The sequence below is a fragment of the Streptomyces sp. NPDC050535 genome (genome assembly GCF_044457665.1).
Lineage (GTDB): Bacteria > Actinomycetota > Actinomycetes > Streptomycetales > Streptomycetaceae > Streptomyces.
Map to the genome: position 1 here is coordinate 46,712 of NZ_JBITHE010000024.1, position 11,661 is coordinate 58,372.

General features: G+C 70.4%; 13 protein-coding genes. 8 read left to right on the forward strand and 5 right to left on the reverse strand.

The window, feature by feature from the left end; translation table 11 throughout:
- Nucleotides 1–53: 53 nt before the first annotated feature.
- The 4 genes from ACIBLC_RS35440 to ACIBLC_RS35455 all read left to right on the forward strand — a co-directional run bounded on the left by ACIBLC_RS35440 (nt 54) and on the right by ACIBLC_RS35455 (nt 1,779).
- The gene (locus ACIBLC_RS35440; RefSeq protein ID WP_399215522.1) at nt 54–290 is read left to right on the forward strand and encodes a DUF6296 family protein; all 237 of its coding nucleotides are present in this window, start codon (nt 54–56) and stop codon (nt 288–290) included.
- Nucleotides 291–412: 122 nt separating this feature from the next.
- Nucleotides 413–1,123: an AAA family ATPase gene (locus ACIBLC_RS35445; RefSeq protein WP_399215523.1), complete on the forward strand. Its 711-nt coding sequence runs from the start codon at nt 413–415 to the stop codon at nt 1,121–1,123.
- A gap of 153 nt (nt 1,124–1,276) precedes the next feature.
- Nucleotides 1,277–1,471 carry a hypothetical protein gene (locus ACIBLC_RS35450; protein WP_399215524.1) on the forward strand — a complete coding sequence of 65 codons (195 nt, stop codon included), beginning with the start codon at nt 1,277–1,279 and terminating at the stop codon, nt 1,469–1,471.
- The gene (locus tag ACIBLC_RS35455; RefSeq protein ID WP_399215525.1) at nt 1,468–1,779 is read left to right on the forward strand and encodes a hypothetical protein; all 312 of its coding nucleotides are present in this window, start codon (nt 1,468–1,470) and stop codon (nt 1,777–1,779) included. Before ACIBLC_RS35450 ends, ACIBLC_RS35455 begins: the two co-directional genes overlap by 4 nt.
- Before the next feature lie 43 nt (nt 1,780–1,822).
- On the opposite strand, the gene ACIBLC_RS35460 is transcribed toward ACIBLC_RS35455, so the two are convergent.
- The 4 genes from ACIBLC_RS35460 to ACIBLC_RS35475 form a co-directional block, all read right to left on the reverse strand.
- Nucleotides 1,823–2,443: an L-threonylcarbamoyladenylate synthase gene (locus ACIBLC_RS35460; protein WP_399215526.1), complete on the reverse strand. Its 621-nt coding sequence runs from the start codon at nt 2,441–2,443 to the stop codon at nt 1,823–1,825.
- A gap of 117 nt (nt 2,444–2,560) precedes the next feature.
- Nucleotides 2,561–2,926, reverse strand: coding sequence for a cupin domain-containing protein (locus tag ACIBLC_RS35465; protein WP_399215527.1), 366 nt, complete (start codon nt 2,924–2,926; stop codon nt 2,561–2,563).
- An 81-nt stretch (nt 2,927–3,007) separates the two neighbouring features.
- A complete protein-coding gene (locus tag ACIBLC_RS35470; protein WP_399215528.1) occupies nt 3,008–4,507 on the reverse strand; it encodes a metallophosphoesterase family protein in 1,500 nt (499 codons plus the stop codon).
- Nucleotides 4,508–4,649: 142 nt separating this feature from the next.
- Nucleotides 4,650–5,795, reverse strand: coding sequence for a S1 family peptidase (locus ACIBLC_RS35475; RefSeq protein WP_399215529.1), 1,146 nt, complete (start codon nt 5,793–5,795; stop codon nt 4,650–4,652).
- Nucleotides 5,796–6,098: 303 nt separating this feature from the next.
- Here ACIBLC_RS35475 and ACIBLC_RS35480 point away from each other — a divergent pair, with 303 nt between their 5' ends.
- On the forward strand, nt 6,099–6,746 hold the full coding sequence (locus ACIBLC_RS35480; RefSeq protein ID WP_399215530.1) for an HD domain-containing protein: 648 nt from the start codon (nt 6,099–6,101) through the stop codon (nt 6,744–6,746).
- Entirely contained in the window at nt 6,734–7,738 is a 1,005-nt protein-coding gene (locus ACIBLC_RS35485) for a GlxA family transcriptional regulator (RefSeq protein ID WP_399215531.1), read from the forward strand. The genes ACIBLC_RS35480 and ACIBLC_RS35485 overlap by 13 nt, the downstream gene beginning before the upstream one ends.
- Nucleotides 7,739–7,765: 27 nt before the next feature.
- Here the strand turns inward: ACIBLC_RS35485 and ACIBLC_RS35490 are convergent, their stop codons facing one another.
- Nucleotides 7,766–9,811 (reverse strand): SpoIIE family protein phosphatase, encoded by a 2,046-nt coding sequence (locus tag ACIBLC_RS35490; protein ID WP_399215532.1) that lies wholly within the window; start codon nt 9,809–9,811, stop codon nt 7,766–7,768.
- Nucleotides 9,812–10,094: 283 nt separating this feature from the next.
- Here ACIBLC_RS35490 and ACIBLC_RS35495 point away from each other — a divergent pair, with 283 nt between their 5' ends.
- Complete coding sequence (locus ACIBLC_RS35495) at nt 10,095–11,171, forward strand: dihydrodipicolinate reductase (RefSeq protein ID WP_399215533.1); 1,077 nt, start codon at nt 10,095–10,097, stop codon at nt 11,169–11,171.
- 10 nt (nt 11,172–11,181) lie between these two features.
- Nucleotides 11,182–11,661, forward strand: coding sequence for a carboxymuconolactone decarboxylase family protein (locus ACIBLC_RS35500; RefSeq protein ID WP_399215592.1), 480 nt, complete (start codon nt 11,182–11,184; stop codon nt 11,659–11,661).

The following is an 11,661-nucleotide window of genomic DNA, read 5'->3' on the forward strand; positions in this document are numbered from 1 at the left end:
GTCTGTTTGTCGCCATTTGTCTCTCGGGGCTGTCTCTAGCGCTGGAGGTCGTCATGGAAACCACGGATCGCTACCGGCTGTCCTTCACCCACCGGCGATCGGGAGGCGGGACCGCGACCGACGAGGTGGTCGTCGAACGGACCGACACCGCGGGACCCGGCGGCAACCCCGTGTACTGCGATCCCACCGGCATCCTCCGCGCGGAGATCAGCCCGGCGGGGGAGGTGCGGATGCTGGCCAGCGGCGCCTATCAGGTGCCGTCGTCTCCCTCCGCCGAACCTCTTCCCTGAACCCGGCGTCGCCGAACCGTCCCTGTCCAGAAGGTAGTTCACGCCACACGGACCCTGTCAACGGGCCTCGGCCCCGGGCTGGACGGAAAGAGCGGATCCGTGCGATGGGTGACACTGGGACGGTGATTATCGAACGTGCGTATGCCCATCGCTCCGACCACGACCAGGACACCTGGCCGTGGTCGGTGCCCTGCGTTCGGCAACTGCTCGACGGGGGGCTGCGCTTCACCGCGCCGGTGACCTTTCTGGTCGGTGAGAACGGCTCGGGGAAGTCGACCCTGGTCGAGGCGCTCGCGGAGGCGTTCGGCCTGGACTCCTACGGCGGCTCCCACGACTGGCGCTACGCCTCCTCGCGCGGCAAGTCCGTGCTCGGCGAGCGGATGAGGTTCGACGCGGCCCCGCGCGGACGCCGTATGGCCACCAGCTGGTCGGCCCGCAAGGGCTTCTTCCTGCGGGCCGAGACCGCGCTCGACGCCCTGGGCAGGGAGGGTTTCTCGCCGGACTCGGTGAGCCACGGCGAAGGCTTCCTCGCCGCGTTCCGCGGCAAGTTCCTGCAAGCGGGGCTCTATGTCCTGGACGAGCCGGAGGCGGCGCTCTCGTTCTCCTCGTGCCTCGAACTCATCGGGCACATCGACCGGTTGACCAAGGAGGGTGGCCAGGTCATCTGCGCCACCCACTCCCCGCTGCTGACCGCCCTGCCGGGCGCGGACATCGTCGAGGTCGGTGAGCACGGCATGCGCAGGACCGCCTGGCAGGAGCTCGGCGTCGTGGACCACTGGCGCCGCTACCTCGACGACCCGCAGGCCTATCTGCGGCACATCATCGAGCCGTAGGCGACCGTATCGCCTGCCGGTCGACCGGCGCGTTGTCGGCAGCAGGGCTCTGACCGGTGGCACCTCCAGTGACACACGTGCGTGCGGTACCGGTGGTGGTGGCACCCGTACCGCCCTGGCGGCGGTGACCCCCGTGCCACTACATTTGGCTGCATGAGTGTAGTCACCGTGCGGATCCCCGACACCATGGACCACGCGTTGCGCGCCGCCGCCGCCGACGCGCCCTCGCTGAACGCCTACATCGTGCAGGCGGTGCGCCGCCAGATGACCCTCGACGCCGCCCGCAAGCTCGCCGCGGTCGACGCCCAGGCCGCCCTCGACCTCGACGGCGAGGGCGACGCCCTGTGACGATCCGCAAGGGCGACGTGTGGGACGTCGACACCGGCAAGGGCACCCGCACGGTACTGATCGTCAGCCTCGACGGGCTCGCCGACGCGTACGGGGCCGTGGTCGCGCTCGTTCTGCACGCCCCGGCCGTGCACCCCGACACCGCCATGAGTGTGCGCCTCGCCTCCCCGGTGGAGGCGTCGGTCGTCGCCGTCAACCTCGTCCAGCTGTCGGCGTCCCGCTTCGATACGGGGACCGCGCACGGCAACATCGGCCCCGACCAGCAGGCCCTCGTCGACAACGCGCTCCGCGCTGTCCTGGACCTCTGACCCGGACGTCGTACGCCCCCGAAGCCGGCCCATTCGAACCGGCCTATTCGAACCGGGAGGGGTCGCCGGCTCCCCGGCGTACGATCTCGGCCTCCCCGCTGGAGAAGTCGATGACGGTCGTCGGCTCGGTGCCGCAGTCACCGGAGTCGAGGACCGCGTCCACCACGTGATCGAGTTCTTCCTTGATCTCCCACCCCTGGGTCAGGGGCTTCTCCTCGTCGGGCAGGAGCAGCGTGGTCGACAGCAGCGGCTCGCCGAGTTCGGCGAGGAGCGCCTGGGCGGCGACATGGTCGGGAATCCTGACGCCGACGGTCTTCTTCTTCGGGTGCAGCAGCCTGCGCGGGGCCTCCTTCGACGCCGGGAGGATGAAGGTGTAACTGCCGGGAGTGGACGCCTTGATCGCCCGGAACACCGAGTTGTCGAGGTGCACGAACTGAGCGAGCTGGGCGAAGTCCTGGCACATCAGGGTGAAGTGGTGGCGGTCGTCGAGCCGGCGGATCGAGCGGATCCGGTCCAGCCCCTCCCGGTTGCCGAGCTGGCACCCGAGCGCGAAGCAGGAGTCCGTCGGATAGGCGACGAGACCTCCGCCGCGGATGGTCTCCGCCACCTGGGTGATGGTGCGCGGCTGCGGGTTGTCCGGGTGCACGTCAAAGTACTTGGCCATACACCGAGCTTAGGTCCGCGGAGGCGGCGTTTCCGACCGCCTCCCCAGGTGTCCTGCTGTCTCCCGGTGACGGGCCGGTCGCACTCGGCCGCCGGGTGGTGGCCGGACAGGCCGCTCCTAACCGTCCGACGCCTTCGCGTACTCCCTCGCCATGCCTCCGGCGAAGTCGTAGACCACGCACTGCTCGTCTCCCACGATCCACGCGTCGTGTCCGGGCGGGGCCACGAACACGTCGCCGGGCCCGAGCTCACTCTCGCCGCCGTCGTCCATGCGGATGTGCATCCGTCCCTGGACGACGTAGCCGTTGTGATGGACCTGGCAGCTCTCGGTTCCCGCGATGGGAGCCACGGACTCGGACCAACGCCAGCCCGGCTCGAAGGTACCCACCGCGAAGTCGAGCCCGGTGAGGTGGACGGCTTCGAGGTGACCGCGAGGGAAATCGCGCCGCTCGTCCGGCTTGTCGACCGTCTTGACCTCGATCATGACGGCCTCCCTTCACATCGGAACCCCCGCACTCAATGGTCCGCCTGTCCACCGGAGTGCGCCATCCGGGCGACGCGGGTGTCAGCGCAGGGGAATGATCACTTCGTCCTCGACCGGCGGGTCGAGTTCCTGTTTCCGGTTCCCGGTGGCCGAGAAGCAGCGCAGCCGGATCGAGGCCGGGGTGACGTCCAGCCGTAGGAAGCACTTGAAGAAGGGCGGGCTGTAGGTCGCCGAGCCCGGCGAGAACAGCTGCGTGTACGTCTTGCGCACCGGGAGGCGCAGACGCGAGCCGTGGCCGGGCCGGCGGCCTGCGCCCAGCAGGGCGGCGACCAGGCGGGTGCGCAGGGTGATCGGGGCGGGTTCGCCCCAGTCGCGGGTCGCGCGGATACCGAGCCGTTTCGCGATGACCGCCGTGGCCTGGGCCTCGGTGAGCGTGAAGAAGCGCCGCAGGCGCAGACGCCGTCCGTAGAGCCTGCTGTAGAAGGCGAGGGAGTCACCGCGCAGCGGGTAGCAGCGGAAGTCCTTCTCGGTGACCCCGGCGACCGTGACAGGGGGGATGGTGTGCGTGGCGTGCATGAACGCCCCGCCGCCGCCCGCGACCACGTACTGGATGGTGCGACCGTCCACCCGTACCGGATAGCGCTGGTAATTGTGGATGTCGCCCCCGATCGCGGCGACATAGTGGTGCCCGGGATCGCGCACGATGTCGTCGACGGTGCCGCCGCCCTCGATGGGACAGGGGTCGTACTCGGCGTCGACGTACAGGGGCGTGCCGGTGATGAGGATCTTGGGGCGGTCTCCCCTGGACACCTCGCGCAGCCAACGGCCCTGCTCGGCGTCGAGGGTGCCCAGGAGTCCGGTGTCGATTCCTATGATGCGCACCGGTCCGGCGTCGATGGCCCAGTACGGGCCGGGCTGGACTGCCTGTTGGGCGGGCGCGGTACGCGACTGCCTTGCCTCGGCGAGGCGTTGCTCGTCCTGCGTGCCCGGTGTGTGCCACAGCAGTGCGCGGAGCCAGGCCCGCGACAGCCGGCGCGGCGCGGCCTGCGGTGCCAGGGGCGGCGCGTCGCAGAACGCGCGCATGAAACCCTGGAGGTCCTCGTACCAGTCGTGGTTGCCGGGTATCGCGTAGACGGGTGCCTGATAGTCCTTGTAGGGGCGGTAGAACTTCGTGCCGTAGTCGTCGGCGCTGCCGACCGGATAGACCACGTCACTGGCGAGAACGGCGAACCTCGTGTCCTGACTGATCTTCAGGAACCCTGGCACCACGGCGTATTGAGGGGCGTCGCCCTCGCCGGTGTCACCGATGACCATGAAGGAGAAGTCGTCGGGATCATCGCGTCGGATCAGGGCGTCCGCGGGAGCCCCGGCGGCGAGCCGCTGCTCCACCCATCGGCCGCGGGTACGGCCCGTGGGGTCCCCGAACCAGGAGGCCAGCACGCCGTTGCGGGCGGGCCACAGCGTTTTCGGGTTGAGCCAGGAGAGTTTCTCCACCCGGTGCGGCATCAGTTCTTGGTAGGCGCCGGGTTCTGGGGTTCCCCAGCCGGCGCCCTCGGCGGTGTCACGCGATGAGTCGGACATCGGTGAACCGTAACAACGATCTTCCGGTGGGCGCGGAACGGGCGGCTTCGAGGTGCGACAACTCCCGGCTTGCGGGGATTACTTCGCGGCGCCGGCCACCGGTCCGGCACATGGGGTGTGCCGGACCGGCCCCGACCGCCGGTCAGGCGGTGTGGAGGGTTAGCCCGTAACGGCTGAGGATCTCGTTGATGGGCTGGTACCAGGTCTCACCGCCGCTGGAGCAGTTGCCCCAGCCGCCCGAGGTGACGCCCTGGGCCTGGTCGCCGCTGATGAACGAGCCGCCGGAGTCCCCGGGTTCGGCGCACACGTTCGTCTTCGTCATCTGGCGCACGGCACCCTGGCTGTAGTTGACGGTCTCGTTCTTGGCGAGCACCGTGCCGCAGTGCCAGTGGCTGGTCGAGCCCGATCGGCAGATGGACGCGCCGATGGGAGCCTCGCCCGAGCCGCGGACGAGCTGGTCGGAGACGGTTCCCCAGCCCAGCACGACGGGCACGGTCCACCAGCCGCTGCCGACGTTGACCCACGCGTAGTCGTTCTCGGGGAACGAGGAGCCCTGGAAGTTGCCGATGTAGCTGCCGTCCCAGCCGCGGACCCCGGCGCTGGGCTGCCCGCAGTGTCCGGCGGTGACGAAGCCGCCGTACACGGAGAAGCCGATGGAACAGCGGACGTTGCCCGTGTAGTACGGGTCTCCGCCCACGGTCCCGGCGGCGAGGGTGCGCGGGGAACGCCCGGTCTCCTCCACCGTCACCGGACCGGCCTTGCGGGCCTGGGCGACGAACGCCTCGACATCGTTGTCAGCCTTCTGTGCGGAGACCACGCCGACGACGACCGAGCTGCTCCGGGGGTCGACGTGCCAGCCGCTGACACCGGACGGCGCGTCAAGCCTGTCGATCCGCGCCATGGCGGCGTCGAGCCGACGCTCGCTGTGCGCGACGAGAGTGACCCGGGCGCCGGTGGCCTCGACGGCCGTCCTCCGCGCGTTGTCGGTGATCGCGACGGTGAGCTTGCCGCTCTTCGCCTCGAACCAGGACCCGCCGTACGAGCCGCCCGCGGCGCGCTCGGCGGCGCGCTCGACGGTACGAGCCGTCGTCTCGGCCTTGAGGCGGGCGGTGGCCTGGGATTCGGACAGGCCGAGGTCCCGTTGCATGGCGGTGATCAGGCCGGGTGACGCCGGGGCGCGGTCCGATGCGGCGGGGGTGGCGGATGCCTGGGTGGCGGCACCGGCGGCCACCGTGCTCAGGAGCAGGGCCGCGGACAGACAGGAGCGCAGAACTGTTGTGCGTCTCAAGGGGGTTGCCTTTCGTCGTTCCGGTCGTGGGGTAGGAGCGGAAGGGCAGGGTGAGAGCGCTCTCACTGAGGTGCGCCGCTGACGCTAGCCGGTGATCATGGTCAGGTCCATGCCAATCACAGTGATTGTTCGGCCCTGCGACCACGCTCCGGCGGTCCTCGAGCGGCGTACGACGTGCGGGTGTCCGTATCTGTGGGTTGTATGGCCCTGCGGCCATGGCGTCGTGCCACCGCTCCGACGAGGCTGGATCCTGTCGCCGGACGGCCCGGCGGCGGAAATGACCAAGAATCGCGGGTGAGAACGATGACCACGGACTCGAACCCGGTCGCCGGGGTGAGCGTGCCGGACACCAGGCTGGCCAGGGAGGCCACCGAACTGGTCAGGGATACCACGAGCGACCTCGTCTACCACCACTCGCGCCGCGTGTACCTGTTCGGCGCGTTGCGGGGCCACCACCGCGACCTGAGCTTCGACCCCGAACTCCTCTACTTCGGCGCGATGTTCCACGACCTCGGACTGTCCGAGCGCTTCCACTCCAGCGGACGCCGCTTCGAGGTGGACGGAGCCGATGAGGCCCGCCGTTTCCTGCGTTCGCACGACGTGCCCGAGGACAGCGTCCGCCTGGTGTGGACGGCGATCGCCCTGCACACCACACCCGGCATCCCGCAGTTCATGGAGCCGGAGGTGGCCCTGGTGACGGCGGGCGTCGAGTACGACGTCCTGGGCATCGGCTTCGACGACATCTCCGCCGCCGACCGGGCGGGCATCGTCGCCCTGCACCCCCGGCCCGACTTCAAGAAGCAGATCCTGGGCGCCTTCACCGACGGCATCCGCCCCAAGCCCGAGACCACCTTCGGCAACGTCAAGGCCGACGTACTGGAGCACTACGTACCCGGCTTCGAGCGGGGCGACTTCGTCCGCACCATCCTGGACTCCCCATGGCCCGAGTAAGACCCGCGGCCTCCGGGACGGCGGCCCACGTCGTCGTGGTGCTGGCCTTCGACGGAGTGCAACTGCTGGACGTCACCGGCCCCGTGGAGGTTCTGAAGACGGCCAACACCTACGGAGCCCGCTACGACGTGCGCCTGGTGTCCGTCACCGGCGCCGACATCCGCACCTCTGCCGACGTGCGCGTCGGCGTCGACGGCGGCTGGGACGAAGTCCCCTGCCGCCTGGGCACGTTGCTCGTACCCGGCAGCCGGGAATGGCGGCAGGTGGTCGCCGACGAGAGCCTGGTCGCCGCCGCCGCGGAGCTGGCCGGACGCGCCGAGCGGGTCGCGTCCGTATGCGCGGGGGCCTTCCTGCTGGCAGAGGTGGGAGCGCTCGACGACCGGCGGGCCGCGACCCATTGGCAGCTCGCCGCGGAGCTGGCCGGCGCCTATCCGCGGGTCACGGTCGAGACGGATCCGCTGTTCGTCCGGGACGGCAACGTCATCACCTCCGCGGGCGTCACCTCGGGCATCGACCTCGCCCTGGCCCTCGTCGAGGAGGACCACGGCCCCGACACCGCCCGCGACGTCGCCCGTGAACTCGTCGTCTTCATGGCGCGCCCCGGTGGTCAGTCCCAGTTCAGCGCGCGGCTGACCCCACGGGACGCCACCCACCTGGTCGTCCGCCGCGTCATGAACTGTGTGGGAGCCGACCCCGCCGCGGCCCGCGACCTGGACGCGCTCGCCCGCGGAGCCGGCGTCAGCACCCGCCACCTCAGCAGACTCTTCCGTACGCAGACGGGAATGACCGTCGGCCAGTACGTCGAGTCCGTGCGCCTAGAAGCCGCACGGGCCCTGCTGGAATCCGGCAGCGACACCGTCGACGTGGTCGCCGAGGAGGCGGGCTTCGGTTCGGCGGAGTCCATGCGCCGCGTGTTCCAGCAGACGCTGGGCGTCTCACCGACGGCGTACCGGGCACGTTTCCGGACGACGGGCGGCGCCGCGGACGGGTGACCGGCCCCCTTGTCCGCGCGCCGGTCGTCAGCCGTGCGTGCGGGCCAGCAGCAGTGCCACGTCGTCGTCGGGCTCGGGGCGCAGCGCGCCCAGGAGCATGTCGCTGGTCCGCTCAAGGGACTGCCGGGTGCTCTGCAGGAACCGTGTCATCCTGTCCAGGCCGGTGTCGATGGGCTCCGTGCGGTTCTCGATCAGACCGTCCGTATAGAGGGCGAGCAGAGAGCCCGGCGGCAGCTCCACCTCCATCGTGCCGAAGGGCACGCCACCGACGCCCAACGGTACGCCGCCGGGGATGTCGAGCAGGTCGGCGCTCCCGTCGGGGCGGATCACGACCGGCGGGAGGTGACCGGCGCTGGAGAGCTCGCAGGTGCCCCGTCGCGGGTCGCAGACGGCGTACACGCAGGTCGCGATCGCGTCGCCGAGCGAACCCGCGATGTCGTCGAGGTGGCCCAGCAGCTCGGCGGGAGACGGGTCGAGTCGAGCCAGCGCGCGGGTGGCGGTGCTCAACTGCCCCATGACCGCGGCCGCTTGAACCCCCTTGCCCATCACGTCACCGACGATCAGACCGGTCCGGCCCCCGCTCAGGGGCAGCACGTCGTACCAGTCCCCGCCGACCTCGCTCAGTGCGGGCAGGTAGCGGACGGCGATGTCGAGCCCCTCGTGGTCCACGGGCGTGCGGGGGAGCAGGCTGCGCTGGAGGGTGAGAGCGGCGGTGCGCTCGCGTCCGTAGAGCCGGGCGTTGTCCACGCAGATCGCCGCCCGCGCTGCGAGTTCCGAGGCGAGGACGGCGTCCTGTTCGTCGAACGGCCGGGTGTTGACCGTGCGGTACAGACTGAGCGTGCCCAGCACCTCGCCCCTGGCCACCAGCGGGACGGCCAGATACGAGTGGACTCCGGCCGCGCGCAGGGTCTGTGCGGCGTGCGAGTCCCTGGCGATGCGCCGCATCATGGCGGAGTCCACCCGTTCCACCAGGATCGGCCTGGCCTCCCGGACGCACTGGGTGATGATCCGCGTCGGGCCGTAGGTGGCCAGCTCGCCGACCGGGTCCGCGGCGTGGATGGCGTCCGTGAGGTATCCGGCCGCCACCGCCAGCGCCCGGAACTCTGCCTGGGCGTCTTCGGTGACCGCCGTGGTGGTGCCGTGGGCGACCACCGCCTCGAGCACGTCGACGGCGGCCAGGTCCGCGAGTTGCGGTACGGCCACGTCCGCCAGTTCCCGGGCGGTCTGCTGGAGATCCAGCGTGGTGCCGATCCGCGCTCCGGCGTCCGCGATCACCGACAGGTGCTCGCGTGCCTGGGAGATCTCGGCCGCCGCCTGCTGCCGCTCCGAGACGTCGATGATGGACATCGCCAGGCCCAGTACGCGGCCCTCCGCGTCCTCGATGCGGTGGTAGGACTCCGAGAACGCGCGGTCCGCGGGATCCGCCGCCGTCCGGCCGAGGTTCTGCTGGTCGAGCAGGGGTTTGCCGCTGGCCAGCACGAGACGCATCCGGGACTCGATGGCCTCCACGTCGAGATCCGGCAGGATCTCCCCGACCCGCCGTCCCAGGACTGCTTCCTCGGGGAGCCCGTTGATCCGCTCCAGCGCCGGATTGACACCCACCCAGCGCAGTTCGTTGTCGAAGACCGCGATGCCCACCGGCGTCTGCTGCACGAGGCTGTGGGACAGGGCGAGATCCCGCTCGACGCGCCGCACGGTGGTGGCGTCCGTCACCAGGCTCAGGATGTGGACTCGCCCGTCTCCGTCGTGCAGTCGCATGGTGCGGAACTCCACGGGGCGTTCGGTGCCGTCCTTGTGCCGCATGGGGAAGACCCCCGCCCAGCGCGCCCCCGACCGCACCTGCGCGAATGCCTGGCGCGCCTGTTGCAGGTTGTCGGGGGAGACGAGGAGTTCGTCGGTGCGTTGACCGAGAGCCTCCTCCGCCCGGTATCCGAGCAGCTGTTCGGCCTCGGGGCTCCACAGTCCGATGCGCCCGTCACTGTCGACCACCACGGCCGCGACCTGCAACAGGTCGAGCAGCCCTCCGGGCGCCGCGGTGCTGTCGTCATCTTCCCCGGTCGCGTACCCGTGCATTCAGCCGCTCCTTCCGGCGCGGCACCACCGGCTCGCCAAGATCCGCCCCGCGGGTTCTCCGATTACGTCACAACGTGCCCCACGGGGCAACACCTGAACCACGGAGCAGCGCGGGAACCGCAGGTGGCGGGCGGGCCGCGGGAATCCGCCGTACGCTGCACGCGGCCGTACGGGTGACCGCCCCCGTGCTCCGCAGACGGACCTCGGCGGCTGTCGGCCGACCGGATATTTTCACCGGTCACGGCTCTATGAACCTCGAGGTCCTCTGGCTACTCTCCGCCGCATGATTTCCACGGTGGTCTGGGGCACCGGCAACGTGGGCCGCGCGGCCATCCGCGCCGTCGACGCCCACCCGGCGCTGAAACTCGCGGCAGTACTCGTCCACAACCCCGCCAAGGTCGGCCTCGACGCGGGCGAGCTCGGCGGCCTCGACCACGGACTGGGGGTCGCGGCGACCGACGACATCGACGCCGTACTGGCCGCCGCTCCGGGGGCAGTCGTCTACGCGGCGACCGGCGACATCCGGCCCGACGAGGCCCTCGACGACATTGCCAGGGCGATCCGCGCGGGCGCCGTGGTCGTCACCCCCGCGCTGTACCCGCTCTACGACCAGCGCAGCGCGCCGCCCGAGTTCCGCGACCCGATACTCGGTGCCGTCGCGGCCGGGGGTGGCTCGCTGTTCGTCTCCGGTGTCGACCCGGGCTGGGGAAATGACGTACTGCCCCTGCTGGTCAGCGGCCTCGGCACCCAGATCGACGCCATCCGCTGCCAGGAGATCTTCGACTACTCCACGTACGACCAGGAGGACTCCGTCCGCAACCTGATCGGTATGGGGCATCCGATGGACTACGAGCCGCTGATGCTCGCGCCGTCCATCCCGACCATGGTGTGGGGCGGGCAGCTGAGGCTGATGGCCAGGGCCCTGGGCGTCGAACTCGACGACATCCGCGAGACGTTGGAACGCAGGGCGCTCGACACCACGGTGAGCACCCGCACGATGGGGGAGTTCGAGGCGGGCACCCAGGGCGCGGTGCGGTTCGAGGTGCAGGGGATCGTCGGGGGCGAGCCCCTCATCGTCATCGAGCACGTCACCCGTATCCACGCGTCCTGCGCGCCGGACTGGCCGGCACCCCCCGACGGAGGCGACGGAGCACACCGCGTCGTCATCGAGGGCAGCCCTCGCATCGAGGTCACCGTCGAGGCCACCGACGAGGGCGAGAACCGGTCCGCCGGCGGGAACGCCACCGCTGTCGGCCGGCTGGTGGGCGCCATCGACTGGCTGGTGGACGCGGAACCCGGACTGTACGACGCGCTCGACGTCCCGCTGCGCCCGGCAGTCGGCCGACTCGGAAGGAAGTGACCCCATGAGCATGCAGATCGACATCCCCGAGGGCCAGGAACCGATCGGGTACGTGTGGGGCGAGATGGTCCCCGGCATCGGGATGGCCGCGGCGAACTTCTCCCTGTCCGTGTACGAGCACACCACTCTGGGGCTGCGCGAGTTCGAGGCCGCCCGGCTGCGCATCGCGCAGATCAACGGCTGTCTGTTCTGCCTGGACTGGCGGACCGAGCGGGAGGGCCAGAAGGTCGAGGACGAGTTCGCCGACGCGGTGACCCAGTGGCGCACCGCTGACGCTTTCGACGACCGCACGCGAATGGCCGCGGAGTACGCCGAGCGGTACGCCCTGGACCACCACGGTCTCGACGACGAGTTCTGGACGCGGATGACCGCGCTCTACAGTCAGCGCGAGATCGTGGAGCTGAGCATGAGCATCGGTTCGTGGCTGGCGTTCGGCAGGCTCAACCATGTGCTCGGCCTCGACGCCGTGTGCGTGTTGCCCACGCACTGA

Coding starts and splice junctions, on each gene's coding strand:
- ACIBLC_RS35440 (WP_399215522.1), top strand. CDS start 54: ATGGAAACCACGGATCGCTACCGGCTGTCCTTCACCCACCGGCGATCG.
- ACIBLC_RS35450 (WP_399215524.1), top strand. CDS start 1,277: ATGAGTGTAGTCACCGTGCGGATCCCCGACACCATGGACCACGCGTTG.
- ACIBLC_RS35460 (WP_399215526.1), bottom strand. CDS start 2,443: ATGGCCAAGTACTTTGACGTGCACCCGGACAACCCGCAGCCGCGCACC.
- ACIBLC_RS35465 (WP_399215527.1), bottom strand. CDS start 2,926: ATGATCGAGGTCAAGACGGTCGACAAGCCGGACGAGCGGCGCGATTTC.
- ACIBLC_RS35470 (WP_399215528.1), bottom strand. CDS start 4,507: ATGTCCGACTCATCGCGTGACACCGCCGAGGGCGCCGGCTGGGGAACC.
- ACIBLC_RS35480 (WP_399215530.1), top strand. CDS start 6,099: ATGACCACGGACTCGAACCCGGTCGCCGGGGTGAGCGTGCCGGACACC.
- ACIBLC_RS35485 (WP_399215531.1), top strand. CDS start 6,734: ATGGCCCGAGTAAGACCCGCGGCCTCCGGGACGGCGGCCCACGTCGTC.
- ACIBLC_RS35490 (WP_399215532.1), bottom strand. CDS start 9,811: ATGCACGGGTACGCGACCGGGGAAGATGACGACAGCACCGCGGCGCCC.
- ACIBLC_RS35495 (WP_399215533.1), top strand. CDS start 10,095: ATGATTTCCACGGTGGTCTGGGGCACCGGCAACGTGGGCCGCGCGGCC.
- ACIBLC_RS35500 (WP_399215592.1), top strand. CDS start 11,182: ATGCAGATCGACATCCCCGAGGGCCAGGAACCGATCGGGTACGTGTGG.